This window comes from Streptomyces sp. Xyl84, assembly GCF_059731885.1.
Genome location: NZ_AP029182.1, coordinates 5,381,913 through 5,401,068 on the forward strand (window position 1 = coordinate 5,381,913; position 19,156 = coordinate 5,401,068).

15 protein-coding genes are annotated in these 19,156 nt (G+C 73.9%); 8 read left to right on the forward strand and 7 right to left on the reverse strand.

Annotation, left to right across the window (positions count from 1 at the left end):
* Positions 1-115 precede the first annotated feature (115 nt).
* Both metF and AC6I72_RS23345 read left to right on the forward strand, forming a co-directional pair.
* The gene (gene metF / locus AC6I72_RS23340) at positions 116-1,039 is read left to right on the forward strand and encodes a methylenetetrahydrofolate reductase [NAD(P)H] (protein ID WP_498003162.1); all 924 of its coding nucleotides are present in this window, start codon (positions 116-118) and stop codon (positions 1,037-1,039) included.
* A gap of 56 nt (positions 1,040-1,095) precedes the next feature.
* Entirely contained in the window at positions 1,096-2,115 is a 1,020-nt protein-coding gene (locus tag AC6I72_RS23345) for an SCO2102 family sporulation regulator (protein ID WP_498003163.1), read from the forward strand.
* A 194-nt stretch (positions 2,116-2,309) separates the two neighbouring features.
* Here the strand turns inward: AC6I72_RS23345 and AC6I72_RS23350 are convergent, their stop codons facing one another.
* The 3 genes from AC6I72_RS23350 to AC6I72_RS23360 form a co-directional block, all read right to left on the reverse strand.
* The gene (locus AC6I72_RS23350) at positions 2,310-3,812 is read right to left on the reverse strand and encodes a phytoene desaturase family protein (RefSeq protein WP_498003164.1); all 1,503 of its coding nucleotides are present in this window, start codon (positions 3,810-3,812) and stop codon (positions 2,310-2,312) included.
* Positions 3,813-4,241: 429 nt separating this feature from the next.
* The gene (locus AC6I72_RS23355; protein ID WP_037863471.1) at positions 4,242-4,871 is read right to left on the reverse strand and encodes a TetR/AcrR family transcriptional regulator; all 630 of its coding nucleotides are present in this window, start codon (positions 4,869-4,871) and stop codon (positions 4,242-4,244) included.
* Between the two features lie 159 nt (positions 4,872-5,030).
* A complete protein-coding gene (locus tag AC6I72_RS23360; protein WP_498003165.1) occupies positions 5,031-6,233 on the reverse strand; it encodes an IS110 family RNA-guided transposase in 1,203 nt (400 codons plus the stop codon).
* Between the two features lie 478 nt (positions 6,234-6,711).
* On the opposite strand from AC6I72_RS23360, the gene AC6I72_RS23365 reads away from it, so the two are divergent.
* The 3 genes from AC6I72_RS23365 to AC6I72_RS23375 all read left to right on the forward strand — a co-directional run bounded on the left by AC6I72_RS23365 (position 6,712) and on the right by AC6I72_RS23375 (position 8,985).
* Positions 6,712-7,275 carry an SAV_6107 family HEPN domain-containing protein gene (locus AC6I72_RS23365; protein WP_498003166.1) on the forward strand — a complete coding sequence of 188 codons (564 nt, stop codon included), beginning with the start codon at positions 6,712-6,714 and terminating at the stop codon, positions 7,273-7,275.
* A gap of 213 nt (positions 7,276-7,488) precedes the next feature.
* Complete coding sequence (locus AC6I72_RS23370; protein ID WP_498003167.1) at positions 7,489-8,319, forward strand: class I SAM-dependent methyltransferase; 831 nt, start codon at positions 7,489-7,491, stop codon at positions 8,317-8,319.
* 276 nt (positions 8,320-8,595) lie between these two features.
* Positions 8,596-8,985 (forward strand): SCO2097 family morphological protein, encoded by a 390-nt coding sequence (locus tag AC6I72_RS23375; RefSeq protein ID WP_037863395.1) that lies wholly within the window; start codon positions 8,596-8,598, stop codon positions 8,983-8,985.
* 226 nt (positions 8,986-9,211) lie between these two features.
* Here the strand turns inward: AC6I72_RS23375 and AC6I72_RS23380 are convergent, their stop codons facing one another.
* The 4 genes from AC6I72_RS23380 to AC6I72_RS23395 form a co-directional block, all read right to left on the reverse strand.
* Positions 9,212-11,596, reverse strand: a complete 2,385-nt coding sequence (locus AC6I72_RS23380) for a transglutaminase TgpA family protein (protein ID WP_498003168.1) — start codon at positions 11,594-11,596, stop codon at positions 9,212-9,214.
* 145 nt (positions 11,597-11,741) lie between these two features.
* Positions 11,742-13,199: a DUF58 domain-containing protein gene (locus AC6I72_RS23385; protein ID WP_498003169.1), complete on the reverse strand. Its 1,458-nt coding sequence runs from the start codon at positions 13,197-13,199 to the stop codon at positions 11,742-11,744.
* A complete protein-coding gene (locus AC6I72_RS23390; protein WP_498003170.1) occupies positions 13,199-14,272 on the reverse strand; it encodes an AAA family ATPase in 1,074 nt (357 codons plus the stop codon). Before AC6I72_RS23390 ends, AC6I72_RS23385 begins: the two co-directional genes overlap by 1 nt.
* Positions 14,273-14,621: 349 nt before the next feature.
* Positions 14,622-15,167 carry a beta-class carbonic anhydrase gene (locus AC6I72_RS23395; RefSeq protein WP_037863387.1) on the reverse strand — a complete coding sequence of 182 codons (546 nt, stop codon included), beginning with the start codon at positions 15,165-15,167 and terminating at the stop codon, positions 14,622-14,624.
* 421 nt (positions 15,168-15,588) lie between these two features.
* Here AC6I72_RS23395 and rsmH point away from each other — a divergent pair, with 421 nt between their 5' ends.
* Genes rsmH through AC6I72_RS23410 form a run of 3 tightly spaced genes read left to right on the forward strand, consistent with a single transcriptional unit; the run spans position 15,589 to position 19,134 of the window.
* Positions 15,589-16,545 carry a 16S rRNA (cytosine(1402)-N(4))-methyltransferase RsmH gene (gene rsmH, locus AC6I72_RS23400; protein WP_498003171.1) on the forward strand — a complete coding sequence of 319 codons (957 nt, stop codon included), beginning with the start codon at positions 15,589-15,591 and terminating at the stop codon, positions 16,543-16,545.
* Positions 16,546-16,558: 13 nt separating this feature from the next.
* Positions 16,559-17,170 carry a cell division protein FtsL gene (gene ftsL, locus AC6I72_RS23405; RefSeq protein ID WP_498003172.1) on the forward strand — a complete coding sequence of 204 codons (612 nt, stop codon included), beginning with the start codon at positions 16,559-16,561 and terminating at the stop codon, positions 17,168-17,170.
* A 5-nt stretch (positions 17,171-17,175) separates the two neighbouring features.
* The gene (locus AC6I72_RS23410) at positions 17,176-19,134 is read left to right on the forward strand and encodes a peptidoglycan D,D-transpeptidase FtsI family protein (RefSeq protein ID WP_498003173.1); all 1,959 of its coding nucleotides are present in this window, start codon (positions 17,176-17,178) and stop codon (positions 19,132-19,134) included.
* Positions 19,135-19,156: the final 22 nt, after the last annotated feature.

Sequence of the window (19,156 nt, forward strand, 5' to 3'; positions counted from 1 at the left end):
GGGCGCCCGGGAGCCGATGCGCCGAAGTGTCCACGGAGTGGACAACAAGTCGGCAAATCGGGCAAAACACCAGCGTTCGGTTGGGGGACCGCCGCACCCTGGCTAACCTGCGGGTATGGCCCTCGGCACCGCATCCACCAGGTCGGACCACGCCCGCACCGTCCGCGACATGCTCGCGACCGGCAAGACGACGTATTCCTTCGAGTTCTACGCCCCCAAGACCCCGAAGGGCGAGCGGAACCTGTGGAACGCGCTGCGCCGGGTCGAGGCCGTGGCGCCCGACTTCGTCTCCGTGACCTACGGCGCGGGCGGCTCCACCCGCGCGGGCACGGTCAAGGCGACCGAGGCCATCGCGTCGGACACCACCCTCACCCCGATCGCCCACCTCACCGCCGTCGACCACTCCGTGGCCGACCTGCGCAACATCATCGGGCAGTACGCCGACGCCGGGATCCGCAACATGCTGGCACTGCGCGGCGACCCGCCCGGCGACCCGATGGGCGAGTGGGTGCCGCACCCCCGCGGGCTGCGCTACGCCGCCGAACTCGTCGAACTGATCAAGACGTCCGGCGACTTCTGCGTCGGCGTCGCGGCCTTCCCCGCGATGCACCCGCGCTCCGCCGACTGGGAGACCGACGTCCGCCACTTCGTCGACAAGTGCCGCGCGGGCGCCGACTACGCCATCACACAGATGTTCTTCCACCCGGAGGACTACCTGCGGCTGCGTGACCGGGTAGCCGCCGTCGGCTGCGAGACGCCCATCATCCCCGAGGTCATGCCGATCGCCGGAGCCAAGACGCTCGCGCGGATCCCGTCCCTCACCAACGCAGCCTTCCCGGACGCCCTGAAAGAGCGGATCCTCGCGGCGAAGGACGATCCGGCCGCTGTACGCTCCATTGGCATCGACTTCGCCACCGAGTTCTGCGCGCGGCTGCTGGCCGAAGGAGTGCCCGGGCTGCACTTCATCACGCTCAACAACTCCACGGCGACACTGGAAATCTACGAGAACCTGGGCCTGCACCACCCGCCGCAGGCCTAGACCGGTCGCACCCGTGTACGACACACTGCGGAGCGACCACTGGGAGAGGGGCGTACATGGGCTGGGCGGTCCTCTACATCGCGTTCGGCGGCGTCGCGCTGTGGTTGCTCGGCGAGGTGCTGTTGCAGTACAAGGCACGCCTGCGCTGGCGGCTGCTCGCCTTCGGCGGCTTCCTCTGCGTCGTGCTCGGTGTGCTGATGCCCTCCGTCCTGGTGATCGCCCTGGGAGCGATCGCGTTCGCCGTCGGGCAGACCTTCGTGACGCTGTCCTTCCGCCGCGGTTTCGTCGCGGGCTGGGCGGTGCGCCACCCGGGCGCCGAGGCCACCGGCAGCAAGCGCCGCCGCGGCCGGGGCGGCCGCAAGGACCCGGCCCCCGACGCCGCAGGTCCTGACGCCGTCGCCGGCGCACCCGCCGAGCCGGCGGCCGAGGAGGGGCCGGCCGGCGCGGAGGGCGCGGACGGCCGGCCCGTGCACGACGGCCCGGCGTACGGGCGCGACGACGACGAGCACGACGACGTCTTCACCCCCGCCCGCCCCCTGGAGCCCACAGCCGCCGAGTCCACGGCGGTGTACGCGCCCCAGCCCCTGCCCGACGAGACCGGCTCCTACGGCGTCTACAGCGACTTCGGCGGCCAGTCCGGCCCGTCCGACGGAACTGCCCCGGACCCGTACGCCACCACCGCCCAGGGCTCCGACGCGGGCTACGGGTACGACTACTCCGGGTACACGCAGCAGGGTTACGGCTACGACGGCACGGGCCAGCAGCAGTACGCCGCCTACTCGGACCCGTACATCGGCACCCAGACCTACGACGGCGCCCCCTACTCCGGCGGCTACGGCCAGCAGGGCTACGGCACCCAGGAGCCGTACGCCCCGGGCGGGTACGGCGGGGAGACCCCGGCCGGCGGTGTGTGGGTCCCGCAGCAGCGCGCCGACGACCCCTACGGCGGGGAACTCCCGGCGGAGCAGACCTACCCGTACCAGGCCAACGGCCAGGGCGGCACCGCCCCAGGGCAAGGACAGGGGCAGGGGCAGGGACACCACGGCGCGGGCTACGACGAGCAGTACCGTTTCTGAAACGGGCTCACGAGTTCCCACGGGGCTTCCGGTTCCCCACCGGGCTCAGGGTACCGTGGCGGACGATCGGTCGCTGGCGGGCTTCGGGTCACGTGCCGGACCACCTGGCCGCGCCCGGGTGCCGGCCTCGCGCCGGACCACCGGTCCCGTGCCGGGCTATCGGTCCCGTGCCGGGCGTCCGGTCCCGTGCCGGCTCACTGGGAGCCGCGGAACTCAGGGCCCTCGACGACGAGTCCGGCCACCAGGGCCCCCGACATCCCGGCGTGCGGCAGACCGCCCCCGGGATGGGACCAGCCGCCCACCGTGTAGAGACCCTCGACCCGCGTCGAGTTCGCCGGGTGCAGCAGCCGCCCGCCGGCCGAGGCCAGCGCCGGTGCGGGCACGGCGCCGCCCGCGGCGCCCGTCACCCGCTCGACGTCGGCGGGGGTGCGCACCTCGTGCCACAGCAACCGGTCGCGCAGACCGGGCACGGCACGCTCGGCCACGCCGATCATCCGCGCGACACGGTCCTCCACGGAGCCTTGGCCCGTCTCACCCGCCGGGACCGTGGCCGTGAGCGTGACCGCCTCGTGGGCGGTGTCGGGCACCAGCGCCGGGTCACCGGGACGCAGCACGGTGACGGTCGCCTCCGAAGCCGCCACCGGAGCCGTGCCGAACAGGCCGTCCAACTCGGCGTCGCGGTCCCGCGCGTGCACGACGGTGCGGTGGGCCGTCCCCTCGGGACGGCCGCCGCGCAACGCCAGGAGCACGGTCAGCCGGCTCGGCACGCCCCGCTGGGGCGGCACCGCGTCCTCGCCCCGGGGCGCCGCCCCGGGGGTGAGGGCGCTCAGCGTCCCGGGTGCCACACCGGCGACCACGTACTCCGCGTCCGCCGCCTCCCCCGTGGCCAGCTCCACGCCCGCCACGCGGCCGTCCTTCTCGGTGATCCGCGTGACCTCGGCACCGAAGACGAACTCGACCCGGCGGGCCACGCACCGCTCGTACACCGCCCGGGCCAGCTCGCGCAGCCCGCCGCGGACGTACCACATGCCGAACGCGTGCTCCATGTACGGCAGGACGGCGGCGCTCGCCGGAGCGGTCCGGGGATCGAGGCCGTACGCGAGGGCGTGGCTCTCCAGCAGCGCGGCCAGGCGCGGATCGCGCAGCTCCCAGGCACCGACCTCCGCGAGCGTGCCCGCCCGCCGGGTGCGCAGCAGCCGCTTGTGCGGCACCGCCGGATAGGGCTCCCGCTCGGCGAGCACCTGCCAGTTGGGCCACAGCGGCTCTTCGAGGAGGGGGCGGCGGGTGCGGTCCCAGGCCTCGCGCGCCCGGACCAGGAAGTCGCCCCAGCGCTGTCCGGCGCCCTCGCCGAGCGCCTCGTCCAGGGCAGCGACGACACCCGCGCGGGACGCGTTCGGCAGGGAGACCTCGGTGCCGTCCGCGAAGACGTGCCGGGCCGCGGGGTCGACCTGGACCAGCTCGACGCGGTCCTCCAGGGGCTCCTTGCCGGTCTTCACGAACAGGTCGCGGTAGACCGCGGGCAGCGGGAGCAGGCCGGGACCGGTGTCGAAGGCGAAACCGTCGCGCTCGAAGCGGCGCACCGCCCCGCCGTACGTCTCCGTCCGCTCGTACACCGTCACCCGGTGGCCCGCGACGGCCAGCCGGGCAGCCGCCGCCATCGCGCCCGTCCCGGCGCCGATCACCGCAATCCCTGCCATGCCCGCGACTTTAGCGACCACCGCTGACAATCCCGGCCCTGGGGGCGGTGACCAGCGGCTTTCCGGCCGGCCGGCAACAGGTGGGGCGGGTGCCCGGGGACCTGCGCGCAGGGCTGAGTACCTGTACCTATGCGGCGAGATGAGTACCTGTGCGGATGGGCCCCGACCTGCGCGGACGAGAGAGTGGAGGCACGGGAAGGGGCACGGCACCGGCACCGCCGACACGGGGCGGCGGAACGGCGCCGCCCTGGACCGCTCCTTCCGCCGGCTCGCGTCGGCGGGAGCGAGGCACGGGGGAGCCCGGAGCCGACCGAACGGGGTCCGACGGGGGAACGGGGGACACGGGGGAACGGGTTCGGGGGAACAGGAGGGGGCGCCGGTGCGTGGTGGCCCGCGGCGACGCGGCCACGGCGCACCGGCGCCCTCGTCTCAGCGGAGGCCGCTCACCCTGCCCTGCAGGAGCCTGGACAGCGCGGCGTGGACGTCGTCCAGGGAGCGCTCCGGCTGGAACGCCTTCCAGTCCAGGGCGGCCACCAGCACCATGCCGACCAGCGCGGCGGCGGTCAGCGGCACATCGATCTCCTCGCTGAACTCGCCGCTCGCCACCCCGTCGCGCAGCACGTCCTCGACGACCGCGACCGCCTGCCGCCGGACCACCATGAGCGTGGACTGCCAGGCCCGGTTGGTGCGCCACAGTTCCGCCACGTACAGCTGGGTGAAGGCGGGATAGCGGTCGATGAAGACGAGGCCGGCCCGGATCATGGCGTCCAGCGCGTCGACCCGGCCGCCGCCCTCCCGTGCCGCGCCCTCCGCCGCCTGCTGGAGGGAGGCGGTGAGAAGGCCCACGCCGTGCCGCAGCAACTCCTCGAAGAGGACGGACTTGCTGGCGAAGTTGTAGTAGACGGTGCCCTTGGCGACCCCGGCCCGCTCGGCGATCTCGTCCACCGTGGTCGCGGAGAAGCCCTGTTCGGCGATGAGCGTGACGGCCGCCTCGTAGAGCTTCTGCCGGGTGGCCTCGCGGCGGGTACGGCCGCCCGACGTGGCGCTGCTGCTTTCCATGGCCCTGATTGTCACAGGAGCGCCCCGCCCGCCGACCGGCGCCACCGCCGGCGCCGGTGGTGGTGCCGGTCGGCGGGCGGGGGCGGCTGCGGCAGGGGGCGGCCGTGGCGGCGAACGGTGGGGGCGGGCGCGGCGGGGGGGGTGCCTCTATGTCGTTCGTCAAGCGAGGCGTGGGGTTCTGGGTTCGTAGAAGGTGCCGTCGCGGAGCATCGCGAACAGCACGTTGATCCGTTGTCGGGCCAGACGGAGCAGTGCCTGGGTGTGGGTCTTTCCTCTGGCCCGGCATTTGTCGTAGTAGGTGCGGGAGGCGGGATCGTGCAGGGCTGCGAACGCGGACAGGAACATCGCCCGCTTGAGTTGCCGGTTGCCGCCGCGGGGTGCGTGTTCGCCGTGGATCGAGGTCCCGGAGGACTTGGTCGTGGGGGCGAGGCCGGCGTAAGAGGCCAGGTGGGCGGCGGTGGGGAAGCTGGTGCCGTCGCCGACGGTGACCAGCAGTGTGGCGGCGGTCCTGACGCCGACGCCGGGCAGCGACGTCAGGACCTTGGAAAGAGGGTGATCCTCCAGCAGGGCCTCGATCTGGGCTTCGAGTGCCCGTCGCTGTTCGTGGACGGCGCCGAGAGAGCGGGCCAGCGACGGGATGACGATGTCGAGGGTGCCGGTGCCGGGAACGACGACGGTCTGTTCGTCGAGGGCGTCGAAGACGTCGTCGATCAGCCGGGCGGCCATGCGCGGGGCCTTGGGCCGTATGACCTCGACGAGTTTGCGGCGTCCGGCCTTTCGCAGGGAGGCGGGGGATCCGTAGCGTTCCAGCAGCCAGGTGACGGCCTGGTGGTCGAGCCGGGGGCCCAGGACGCGCTCCAGGCTGGGGTGGAACTGGGTGAGCAGGCCGCGGATCCGGTTGCTGGTTCGGGTGGCCTCGGCCGCCAGGTCCTGATCGAAGCCGACCAGCACGGTCAGTTCGGCGGTGATCTCGTCGGTCAGTTCCAGCGAGCGCAGGGTGTGCGGCATCGTCCGTGCGGCGTCGGCGATCACGGCGGCGTCGCGGGCGTCGGTCTTCGCCTCGCCCGGATACAGGTCGGCGATCCGTCGCATGGCCAGTCCGGGCAGGTAGGCGACCTGGCAACCCGTGTCCCGGGCGACCGTGAGCGGGAGGGCTCCGATGGAGGCGGGCTGGTCCACGATGACCAGCACGGTGCCGAACTTGGTCTTCAGCTTGGTGAAGACCTCCCGCAGTCTGGGTTCGGTGTTGGGTAGCTGCTTGTCGAAGACCTTCTTGCCGGCCGGGGTGAGCCCGTGCCCGTGATGGTTCGTCTTGCCGACGTCCAGGCCAAGGAAGACGCCTATCTCGTCGCTGTCGTACAAGCCGTCCTCCCGAACGGATGTCGTGCGTGCTGGCCGGGGCGTTGGCGTCGTGCGCGCATCCACGTTATGCAGACCTGCCACCCGCAAGCGGCCGGGCGTTGCACCAGGCCGGGCGGTAGTCGGACCTCTCATCAGCGTCTCCAACGGCGCCTCTCGGGCCCGGTGGCACCACCCCCCAGGTCATCAGTTCGACAGGGGGGAACAGCCATGCCGGGTCCGGAGGCCAGCGGCCCTCTTGCAGGACCGCGGAAAACATAACGGGGGGATGGTGGCGGCGGGCGCGGCCCACCGGGAGGGCGGTACGGGCGGCGGTGCGCGGTCCACGGCTCATGGCCCACGGCCCTGTCCCATGTCCGACGGCCTACGGCAGAGCATCGCGAACGACGAAAAGACCAGGTCAGAACGGATTGTCAGTGGCATACCTCACGATGGGCACATACGGCACCCGTGCCGTGACCCAGACGACAGGAGGTTCGTCATGGCCAACTCGTCCGCAGCCGCCGCCCGTCGGCGCCGCGCCACCGGCCCTGCCCCCTCACTGACCGGCCCGGCGAGCGACGTGCACCCCGTGCTCCGCCGGGCCACGGCCCCGCCCGCCGCCCTCGACCTGCTCGCCCAGGCCCGCGCCGGGCTGGAGGAAGCCGCAGTCCTCCCCACCCCGAACGAGCGCTACGCGACGGCCCACCTCGCCGCCCTGCGCACCGCCGCGGCCGTCCTCGCCGCGCGCGGGCGCCCGGAGACCACGCCCCGCAGGCGGGCACGGATACGCAGCGCCTGGGAGGTGCTTCCCGAGATCGCTCCCGAACTGACCGAGTGGAGCGCTCTGTTCGCCTCCGGTGCCCGGCGCCGTGCCCTGGCCGAGGCCGGTGTCCAGGGCGCGGCCGGCCGCCGGGACGCCGACGACCTGATGCGGGACGTGGCGATGTTCCTCCGCCTTGTCGAGCGCATGCTGGTCCTCCAGCCGGTCCTGCCCCCGCCCCGCCCCGCCGAGGAGGACCGCGAGCCCCGCCCCGCCGGCGGCGACATGCCGAACGCGGGCTGACACCGCCCCGTGACCGCCGGTGCTCCGCGGGCCGGCCGCGTTCACCCGCCGCCGGTGGTCCGGCGTGCGGAGGCGAGGAGCGGAGCGGGCGGGACAGGCAATAGGGTGGAACCCGCCTGAAGCCTTCCCACCTCCCGTGTTCCGGGCGGCCGGGCGGGCAGCCCGATCGCTCCGCCGTCTCCGAGGCGGTGCCGCCGCGAGGAGTCAACTGCCGTGTCGGACCCGATGCGCCCGCCCGTCTCCCACCACCACTCCCGACCGACGTCGTCGCTGCGCTCCGACCCCTCCCGTTCCCGCGCCTCCCTCCGCACCGCCGTGGTCTGGGACGTCCTTCAGGACGCCCTCGACCGGCGGGTCAAGGCCACGGGCCGCACCGCCCTGGACGTCCTGGACACCGGCGGCGGCAGCGGCAACTTCGCCGTGCCCGTCGCCCGCCTCGGCCACCGCGTCACCGTCGTCGACCCCAGCCCCAACGCGCTCTTCGCGCTGGAGCGCCGTGCCGCCGAGGCGGGTGTGGCCGACCGGGTGCGGGGCGTGCAGGGCGATGTGCACGGGCTCTTCGACGTGGTCGAGCGCGGCGGCTACGACGCGGTCCTCTGCCACGGCGTCCTGGAGTACGTCGACGACCCGGCCGAGGGCGTGCGCAACGCCGCCGCCGCCCTGCGCGACGAGGGGGTGCTCAGCCTGCTCGCCGCCGGTCTCGGCGGTGCCGTCCTCGCCCGGGCGCTGGCCGGTCACTTCAAGGAGGCCCGGCAGGCGCTCGGCGACCCGCAGGGGCGCTGGGGCGACAGCGACCCCGTGCCGCGCCGTTTCACCGCCGAGCAGCTCACCGCCCTCGTCGACGGGGCGGGGCTGACGGTCGGCGCGGTGCACGGCGTACGGGTCTTCGCGGACCTGGTGCCCGGCGTCCTGGTGGACACCGAGCCGGGGGCGCTGGACGCGCTGATCCAGCTCGAGGCGGCGGCCGCCGAACTGCCCGCGTTCCACTCCGTGGCCACACAGCTCCACGTGCTCGGCGAGACCAGGGGTGCCGCAGCGGCCTGAGCGGGCCGGTGGGGAGGGCCGCTGATCGGCGTCCCGGCCGGGGATGGAGTGTGCCACAGGCCCCCCGATCCAGGTGCGGGCGCCGTATGATCGAGGGAGACCGTCCGGCATGACGGGTCGGCCGCCGGGGAATGGAAGCCTCAGCGAGTCGGCTCCGCCGTGGCGGATTCGGTTGGCCAATTGGCGCAGAGGGGCGGGTTTCACGGGGGCGATTCCCTGCCTATCCTGAAGGGACCCCCCGGGTCGCCCCGGCGACCGCACGATGAGGAGGACTCCGTGCCGCTCTCTGAGCACGAGCAGCGCATGCTCGAGCAGATGGAGCGAGCGCTGTACGCCGAAGATCCCAAGTTCGCGTCGGCGCTCGAGGGAAGCGGGCTGCGTACGTACACCCGGCGGCGGGTCTACCAGGCGGTCGCGGGCTTCCTCGTAGGTATCGCGCTCCTCATGGCAGGTGTGATCGCTCAGTATCCCTGGGTGAGTGTGGTGGGCTTCCTGGTGATGCTGGGATGCGCGCTGCTGGCCGTGACCGGCTGGCGCAAGGCCCCGAAACCGGGCGAGCAGCCCGCCGGCGGCCCGCACGCCCGACGCCCGGTGCGGCCCAAGCGCTCCATGATGGACCGTATCGAAGAGCGCTGGCAGCGCCGCCGTGACGAGCAGGGGCGCTAGATCCGCAGTTCCGGGGTCCCCGTGAGTTCCGTGTAGCGGTACTCCAAGACCGTGCCGAGGGGCCGGCCACGACAAGTGGCCGGCCCCTTACGCATCGTATGGCAGACCGCCCGGCGCGGGCCGGTCAGCACGGCAGGGCCTGCTGCCGCCCCGCCGGACGGCCGCCCAGCCCTTTCCCTCCAGGCGCCGAACGGCCATCCCCCGTGCCGTCCGCCGCGCGTGCTGCTCAGCCCTGCTGCCGTGAGGGTCTGCGCAGGGCCGGGCGGACCGCTGCCGCCCGGGACCGCAGCGCCGCCCAGCGGGCCGAGAGGGCCCAGGCCAGCCGCGTGGTCGAGCGGGGGGCGAGCACGGCGCGCAGCCGGGCGCCCCGCGAGGCCGTGTCCCGCAGTCCCGCGACGACCTGGCGGACGTCCTCCGTGAGCCCCGGCATCGGCCGGGGGCTCGGCGCGTAGAGCACCTGTTCCAGCGCGTCGGCCAGCCGGTGCACCGAGGCGGCGGCGGCCGCGTCGAGGCGCCCGAGCCGGGCGATCCGCGCCGCCGTCTTGCGGGGGGTCTGCGACTCGTCCGGGAGGATCCCGAAGTCCCAGGCGGTGTCCGTGAGTTCCTGCCAGAGGGCGAGCCGGTGGGCGGGCGCGTCCGCCGCACCGCGGCCGTGCGCACCGAGCCGGACCGCTCTCCTGCGCTTGCGCCACAGCAGGGGTGACAGCAGCAGGACGACGACGGCGAGTCCGCCCAGCGCCCACCCCGTGACCGCGTACCACTTCGGGCCGTCCCCGCCGGTGGGCAGCGCGGCCTGCGCGGACGGGCTCGGGCACTCCTGGAGCTTCTTCATCTGCGGCGTGCACCCGGTGCTCGCCGACGGCGCGGTCGAGGGGCGCGAACTGCTCTGCGGGGAGGGCACCGCCGGGTTCGGCAGCGTCGTGTTCGAGGGGTCCGACTCGGTGTACTGCGGGACCGTGCCCCGCGTCGGCGTCGGCTCGAAGCGGGTCCAGCCGACGCCCTCGAAGTACAGCTCGGGCCAGGCGTGCGCGTCCTTGAGACCCACCTCGACGGAGCCGTCGCCCCCCGGCGTCCCGGGCGCGAAGCCCACCGCCACGCGGGCGGGTATGCCCAGCGTGCGGGCCATCGCGGCCATCGCGAAGGAGAAGTGGACGCAAAAGCCCCGCTTGTCCTTCAGGAACCGGGAGATCGCCTCGGAGCCGGTGCCCGCCTCCACCTGGGTGTCGTACTGGAAGCCCCCCTCGAAGGCGAACCAGTCCTGGAGCCTCACCGCCTGCTCGTAGTGGTTCGCCGCGCCCTCGGTGACCGCGCGGGCGGTGTCGGCCACCAGCCCCGGCAGCGACCTGGGCACCTTGGTGTACTCGCGGACCACAGCGGCCGGAGGCTCCCCGGCGAGGGCGAGCTGATCCGCGGTGGGCTGCACCTCCAAGCTCTTGACCTGGTAGTTCAAGCCGCGCGTGTTCTGCCCGTGGTCACCGACCAGGGTCATGCCCACGGGTTCGTACCGCCAGTTGCCGTCGATCCGGACGCCGCTCGGCGGATACGGCATCGGCAGCCAGTCCTGGGCGTACCAGTCGGCGGCGGCGATCGACGTGGTGATCTCCGTGCGCCGGACGGCGCCGTTCAGGCCGGCCGGGGCGGGGAAGGGGTCGGGCACGCCGACGATGTGCCGCTGCGACGGCTTCCAGGTGGTGCCGTCGAAGTCGTCGAGGGACACGATGCGCAGATAAAGGTCGGAGGCGTCCTGCGAGTTGGTGCGCAGGGTCAGGACCGTGCGGTCCTCGTCGACGTTCAGGCTGTCGCGCAGGGAGACCAGCGGGTTGACCGCGGAGATCGTGCCGCCGCCTCCGATGCCCGAGCCGGCCCCGGCCCCGGCGGCGTCCAGCAGTCCGCCCCGCATCCCGGGCAGCGCGAGCGGCACCACCAGGGCGACGCCCAGTGCCACCGCGCCGATCCGGCGCCCGGTACGGATCGGCGCCACCGCCCCGCCGGACTCACCGCCCGCCGCGCGCGAGGCGCCGCTGAACACCCGGCCCCACTGCGAGAGCCGGTCCCGGCCCTCGACCAGCAGCAGCATCAGGTAGCCGGCGGCGGCGAGGAGGAACCAGAGCCAGGCGGTGCCGCCGTCGGACAGTCCCGCGGCCACCGAGTACAGCGCGAGCAGCGGCAGTCCGGCGGGCGCCGCGCTGCGCAGGGTGACGGCGAGGGTGTCCACGATCAGTCCGATCACCAGGACCCCGCCGATCAGCATCAGCCGGATGCCGTCGGACAGCGGTGCCGGGATCGCGTACCGGCCCACGTCCTGGCCGCCCTGGTGCAACAGGGCGGCCAGGTGGCGGAAGGCCTGCGGGCCGGGGAGCAGCCCGGCGACGGCCTGGGACCGGGCGAAGACCAGGGTCAGCAGCAGCAGGGTGACCAGGGCCTGCGCGGCCACGGTGAGCGGCCGGGCCAGCGGCACCCGCCGCGCGGCCACGCCGACGCCGGACTGCACCGCGAGCATCAGCGTCACCTGAAGGATCCAGGTCGCGGGGGAGACCAGGGGCAGCAACGCGCACGCTGCCATCAGCGTGGCCGCCGCGGCGCACAGCGCCAACCGTGTCCGCCCGCTCATGCCCGCACCTTTCCCCGGCCCACCGGACCTGTCCCGCCCCGCATGCCCCCGCCTTCACTCACCTTTCCGGAACACCGCCCACCGCCCGGTCCGCCACCGCGCCCGTCGCCCGAGGCCGCGCCCCACCCCCGGCTCGGCGGGGCGCTCATGAAGGCCCCGCCCCGGTGCCCGTCCCGCGTGCCGCGCCCACGGCCGTCGCGGGCCCCGGCCCGCCGGCCGTGCCGAGGTCCGTCGCGGCGGGCGGGCTCTCGAGGTCCGGCCCGCCCGCCGCGCCCGTGCGTGTCCGGTCCGCGCGGCGCCAGGCCTCCTCCAGGGAGGTGCCCCGTGGCACGCTCACCGCCGTCCAGCCCGCGTCGTGCAGCATCCGCAGCCGCTCCGCCGCACGGTCGGCGGGGCCGCCGGGCCCCTCGGCCGTCTCGCGGCCCCAGGCCTCGCTGTCCAGCACGAAGGCGACCGCGCCCCCGCTGCGCTGCCGCATCCTGGCGGCCATCGTGGCCTGCGCCTCGTCGAGGTCACCGAGGAAGGCCACCAGCAGGCCCTCGTTGCCGCCGCGCAGCACGTCGTACGCGCGCGACAGGCCCGCCCCGTCCGAGTGGTCGATCACGGCGAGGGTGTCCATCAGCAGCCCGGCCGCGTCCGCCGACTCCTGCCCCGAGACCGCGAACCCGTCGGAGCCCTCGCCGGGCACCGAACTGCCGGTGTCCGTCAGCAGCCGTACCGAGAAGCCGCGTTGCAGCATGTGCACGAGGACGGAGGCGGCTCCCGACACGGCCCACTCGAACGCCGAGTCGGGGCCCGCGCCCCGGTAGGCGACCGCGCGGGTGTCCAGGAGCACGGTGCAGCGGGCGCGCTGCGGCTGTTCCTCGCGGCGCACCATCAGCTCGCCGTGGCGCGCGGTGGAGCGCCAGTGCACGCGGCGCAGGTCGTCGCCGTGGCGGTACCCGCGCGGGATCACGTCGTCCTCACCGGCCAGGGCCAACGCACGCTGCCGGCCGTCGCCGTACCCCCTGGCCTCGCCGCCCAGCCGCACCGGTGGCAGCGACTCCACGCGCGGGACGACGGTGAGGGTGTCGTGCGTCGAGAAGGAGCGGGTCAGCTCGCACATCCCGAAGGGGTCGGTCAGCCGCAGTTGCAGGGGGCCCAGCGGATAACGCCCCCGCAGGTCGGAGCGGACCCGGTAGGACACCTCGCGGCGACCGCCCGGCTCCACCCGGTCGAGCACGAAGCGGGGCCGCGGCCCGAGGACGTAGGGCACCCGGTCCTGGAGCATCAGCAGGCCCGTGGGCAGCCGGGAGACGTTGTCCATCCGCAGGTGCACGCGGGCCTCGGCGCCGGCGGGCACGCGCGCGGGGGAGAGGCGGCGGCTGCCCGCGACCCGGTAGCGCGTGCGGTACAGGACGGCCGCGCAGACCAGGGGCAGGACGGCCAGCAGCAGCCCGACGCGCAGCAGTTCGCTCTGACCGAGGAGGTAGGCGCAGACGGCCGCCGCGATCCCGGCGGCCAGGAAGGACCGTCCGCGGGTGGTGAGCCCGTCCAGCGCGGTGCGCAGTCCGCCCCGTCCGCCCTGCTCGTCCTCCGCGCGTGTGGGCCCCCCGCCCGCCATCACAGCCTCCGCGGCTGCTGCCGGCCGAACTCCGGCGTGGTGTGGCCCATGCCGAGACCGCCGCCCGCCTGGGCCGCCGCGGGCACCGGCGTGTGCTGCACGATCTCCTCGACGACCTGCTCGGCCGTACGCCGGTTGAGCTGCGCCTGCGCGGTCGGCAGCAGGCGGTGCGCGAGCACCGCCACGGCGAGCGCCTGCACGTCGTCCGGCAGCGCGTACTCCCGTCCGCTGAGGGCGGCGGACGCCTTCGCGGCGCGCAGCAGGTGCAGCGTCGCGCGCGGGGAGGCGCCGAGTCTCAGGTCGGGGTGGGTGCGGGTGGCGGCGACCAGGTCGACGGCGTAGCGCTGCACGGCCTTGGCGACGTGCACCGAGCGCACCGCCTCCACGAGCTTGACGATGTCGTGCGCGTGCGCCACCGGCTGCAGGTCGTCCAGCGGGCTGACCCCGCCGTGCACGTCCAGCATCCGCAACTCCGCGTCCGGGCTGGGGTAGCCGATGGACACCCGGGCCATGAAGCGGTCGCGCTGCGCCTCGGGCAGCGGGTAGGTGCCCTCCATCTCGACCGGGTTCTGGGTGGCCACCACCATGAAGGGGCTGGGCAGTTCGTAGGTCTGCCCGTCGACGGTGACCTGGCGCTCCTCCATCGACTCCAGCAGCGCGGACTGGGTCTTGGGCGAGGCGCGGTTGATCTCGTCGCCGATCACGATCTGCGCGAAGATGGCGCCCGGCTTGAACTCGAAGTCCCGGCGCTGCTGGTCCCAGATGGACACGCCGGTGATGTCCGACGGCAGCAGGTCGGGCGTGAACTGGATCCGCCGCACCGAGCAGTCGATGGACCGCGCCAGCGCCTTGGCGAGCATCGTCTTGCCCACCCCGGGGACGTCCTCGATCAGGAGGTGTCCCTCGGCGAGCAGCACGGTCAGTGAGAGCCGTACGACCTCGGGCTTGCCCTCGATCACCGCCTCCACCGAACCGCGCACCCGCTCCACGGTGGCGGTCAGATCGTCCCCCACGCTCGACCTCGCTCGCGCGGGGGCACCCCCCTGGCTCGCTCGATCGTCATAGGTCGTCACCCGGCCCTCCTCGCCCTTCCCCGCGCCCGTCACCGAGCGGGGGATTCCCCGATTTCCGGGCCGACGTCCCGCTGCGCGGACCGGGCCCACCCCGAACGCGGACACCACGCCGGAACGGTTCCGCGTGATGTCACACCCGCATTCTTGCCGCCGTTACCGATTCGTGTCACTCGCCTGTGGACAACTGACCGCGATATTCGGGTTCCACGACTTTTCGCCGGGGACGGCGCGAGGCCCGCCCCTGGTCACCCGGGCCGGCCGTGCACCGGCTCGGCACGGCGGTGCACCGGCTCGGCGTGGGTGGGCGGCGGCACCGCCGGTGCCGGACCGCCGGGGGCGGGCACGCGGGTCACGCGGGGTCGATCTCGCGCAGCCGGCCCGTCCTGACGTCGAACACGAATCCGCGTACGTCGTCGGTGTGCGCCAGGAACGGCGAGGTGCGCACGCGCTGCATCGACTGCCGCACGTCCTGGTCGGCGTCCTTGAAGGCCTCCACCGCCCACGAGGGACGCTGCCCGACCTCCATCTCCAGGTCGTGCCGGAAGTCCTCCGTGATGGTCTGCATGCCGCAGCCCGTGTGGTGGATGAGCACCACGCTGCGGGTGCCGAGCGCGCGCTGGCTGATGGCCAGCGAGCGGATCACGTCGTCGGTGACCACGCCGCCGGCGTTGCGCAGCGTGTGGCAGTCGCCGAGCCGCAGGCCGAGCGCCGCGTGCAGGTCGAGGCGGGCGTCCATGCACGCCACCACCGCGACCCGCAGGACGGGCCGGGCGTCCATGCCCGGGTCGGTGAACGCGTCGGCGTAGGTCCCGTTGGCCGCGACGAGCCGGTCGATCACGGAGTGGTCGGTTATGGCGCCCTCGGAGTTGGCGGGAACTGATGCAGAAGTCGTCATACTCATGACGTTACTGGGAGTGCGCGCCGCGGTCGCGTCATGGGAGGGGACAAAGAACGCCTCCGTGGCTTGTTGTGAGCGACTCCACACACAGCGAGACGCGTCCGTGCGGGTGAATTCCGGCGGGCGGCCGTGTCCCGGCACTCCGGCGGGCGACGCGCAGGCCGGTTGATTGACCGGGCGACCGGGTCGACTAAAGTGACGCGAGGCGGGAGGCGCGGCCCTCCCTGCTGCACTGCATCCACCGGAGACCCCGGCATACACCCGAACGGTCTCCCCACGTGCGCGGCGCGTACGTACGGCTCGGCCTCCACCCGCTCCCGGTCGGCTGACGCCTTTGGCGCCGGCAGGGCCCCATCGTCTCGCGAGCGGCCGGGGACCCGGCGGTGCGTGCGGGGCGCGCCGGACCTGAGAGGGCCCCTTGAGCGACAGCCGACACGTCCCCGTGATGCTCCAGCGGTGCCTGGACCTCCTGGCACCCGCCCTGGAGCGGCCGGGAGCGGTGGTCGTCGACTGCACCCTCGGCCTCGGCGGGCACAGCGAGGCGCTGCTCACCCGCTTCCCCGAGGCCCGCCTCGTCGCCCTCGACCGCGACAAGGAGGCGCTGCGCCTGTCCGGTGAGCGCCTCGCCCCCTTCGGCGAGCGGGCCACCCTGATGCACGCCGTCTACGACGAACTGCCCGACGTGCTCGACCGGCTGCGCATCCCGCGCGTGCGGGGCGTGCTGTTCGACCTCGGGGTCTCCTCCATGCAGCTCGACGAGGCCGACCGCGGCTTCGCCTACGCCCAGGACGCGCCCCTGGACATGCGCATGGACCAGTCCACCGGGATCAGCGCCGCCGAGGTGCTCAACACCTACCCGGCCGGTGAACTCGTGCGCATCCTGCGGGCGTACGGCGAGGAGAAGCAGGCCAAGCGGATCGTGGCCGCCGTCGTGCGCGAGCGCGAGAAGGAGCCGTTCAGCAACAGCGCACGCCTGGTGGAGCTGATCCGCGACGCGCTGCCGCAGGCCGCCAAGCGCACCGGCGGCAACCCGGCCAAGCGCACCTTCCAGGCCCTGCGCATCGAGGTCAACGGCGAGCTCTCCGTGCTGGAGCGGGCGATCCCGGCCGCCGTGAAGGCGCTCGACGTCGGCGGACGGATCGCCGTACTGTCGTACCAGTCGCTCGAAGACCGCCTGGTCAAGCAGGTGTTCGCGGCCGGCGCGGCCACCACGGCGCCGCCCGGCCTGCCGGTCGTCCCCGAGCGCTACCAGCCCCGGCTCAAGCTGCTCACCCGCGGTGCCGAACTTCCCACCGAGGAAGAGATCGCCGTGAACCGGCGGGCGGCACCGGCCCGGCTGCGCGGGGCCGAGCGCATCAGGGAGGACGCCGAGTGAGCCAGGGGGACCAGTGAGCAGCAAACCCGAGCTGCGGGGCCGTGCCGCCCGGCTGGCGCGGCTCCTGCCGGGGAAGGGGCGGCAGGCGGCCCGCGCCCCCTTCGTGCTGCTCGTCGTGCTGCTCCTGGGCGGCGGCCTCATCGGCCTGCTGGTGCTGAACTCCGCGCTCAGCGAGGGCGCGTTCCAGATGGACGACCTGAAGAAGGACACCAAGAGCCTCACGGACGAGGAGCAGGCCCTCCAGCGGGACATCGACTCCTACTCCGCCCCGGACGCCCTCCAGCGCCGCGCCCTCGAACTGGGCATGGTGCCCGGCGGCGACCCGGCCTTCCTGAACCCCGACGGCACTGTCAAGGGCGTGCCCTCGGCCGCCGAGCAGTCCCTCGCGCAGGACCTGCCGGTGTCCGTGCGGCCGCCCGAGAGCCTCACGGCCGCGAACGCCGGCTACCCCGAGGTCACCACCGGCACCACCGCCCCGGCCGCCGGGCAGACCGACCCCGCCGCGCCCCCGCAGACCCCGCCCCCCACGGTCCCGGGAAGCGGCACGGCCACCGACGCCGCCCCCGGCGACCCGGCCGCCATGACCGCCCCCCGGCCCGCCACGGCCCCGACCCCCGGCAGGTGACGGAAGTGACCGACAGGGAACCGCCGCGCCGCCGCGTGCCCGGACCCGCCAGGCCCGCCCGCCCCGGCGGCAGCCGGCCGCGCCCCGGCCCCGGCGCCCGTCCGGCCCGGCGCCCCAGCTCCACCTGGCGGCCCCCGCCGGTGCGCGTCCTGCGCCTCGGCAGCCCCCGGCCCCGGCTGCGCATGGTCGCCCTCGCGCTGACCCTGGTGATGCTCGTCTTCGTGGTCCGGCTGCTGCAGGTGCAGGCCGTCGACGCGAGCGCCTACGCGGCCAAGGCCGACGAGAACCGCTACGTGGTCCACACGATCGCCGCCGAGCGCGGCGCCATCACCGACCGCACCGGCGTGGCCCTGGCCACCAGCGTGGACGCCGAGGACATCACGGCCGACCCGACCATGTTCACCCGCGAGACCCTGAAGGTCGGCGACGGACCCGAACAGGCCGCCGCGCTGCTCGCCCCGATCATCGGACAGGACCAGGCCGGTCTGGCGAAGAAGCTGCGCACGCCGAACACGCGGTACGTGCTGCTGGCCCGCCGCCAGACCCCGCAGGTGTGGACCCAGATCAAGGACCTGAAGGCCGCGCTCACCAAGAAGGGGCAGGCGGACCGGTCCACCGTCAACGTGCTGGCCGGGGTCTTCTCCGAGCCCAGCACCAAGCGCGTCTACCCGGGCGGTGACCTCGGCGCCGCACTCCTGGGCTGGGTCGACGCCGCGGGCAAGGGCGGCGGCGGCATCGAGCAGCAGCTGGACAAGCAGCTGGCCGGCAAGCCCGGCAAGATCCGCTACACCCAGTCCGGCGGCCGGGAGGTGCCCACCGCCGGCTCCAGCGGGACGCCGGCCGTGCCGGGCACCGACGTCGAGCTGACCATCGACCGCGACATCCAGTGGGCCGCGCAGAACGCCATCACCGAGCAGGTGCGCAAGTCCGACGCGGACCGCGGCTACGTGATCGTGCAGGACACCCGGACCGGCGAGATCCTCGCCATGGCGAACTCCCCGGGCTTCGACCCGGGCGACCTGGCCCACGCCGACCCCGCCGCGCTCGGCAACGCGGCGGTCCAGGACGCCTTCGAACCCGGCTCCACCGCCAAGGTCATGTCCATGGCCGCCGTCCTGGAGAAGCAGGCGGCCACACCGCTCACGCACGTCGTCGTGCCCAACCGGCTGCACCGCGGCGACCGGCTCTTCCAGGACGACGTCGACCACGAGACCTGGTACCTCACGCTGAACGGCGTCCTCGCCAGGTCCAGCAACATCGGCACCATCATGGCCACCGGCCGGCTCGGCCGGACCCAGGCGGAGGCCAACAAGGTCCTCTACTCCTACCTGCGCAAGTTCGGCATCGGCAGCTACACCGGCATCGGCTTCCCCGGCGAGACCAAGGGCATCCTGGCGCCGCCCGAGAAGTGGTCCACTTCGCAGCAGTACACGATCCCGTTCGGCCAGGGCTTCTCCATCAACGCGCTGCAGGCGGCGTCCATCTACTCGACGATCGCCAACGGAGGGGTCCGGATCCAGCCGACCCTGGTGCGCGGCACCAAGGGGCCCGACGGCCGTTTCAGCCCCGCCCCGGAGCCGGAGAAGCGCCGGGTGGTGAGCGCGGGGACGGCGAAGGAACTGGCCCAGATGCTGGAGTCCGTCGTCGACGACGAGCACGGCACCGGTCTGAAGGCGCGCATCCCCGGCTACCGCGTCGCCGGCAAGACCGGTACGGCCAACCGTGTGGATCCGGCCACCGGCAGGTACCGCGGTTACACGTCGTCCTTCGCCGGGTTCGCGCCCGCCGACAACCCCCGTGTCACCGTCTACTGCGCGATCCAGAACGCCACCGAGGGCAGCTATTACGGCGGCGACATCTGCGGCCCGATCTACAAGCAGGTCATGGAGTTCGCGCTGAAGACGCTCCAGGTGCCGCCCACCGGCGCGCAGGCCGCCAACCTGCCCGTCGAGTTCAAGCCCTGACCCCGCCGGCCCCTGGGCCGGC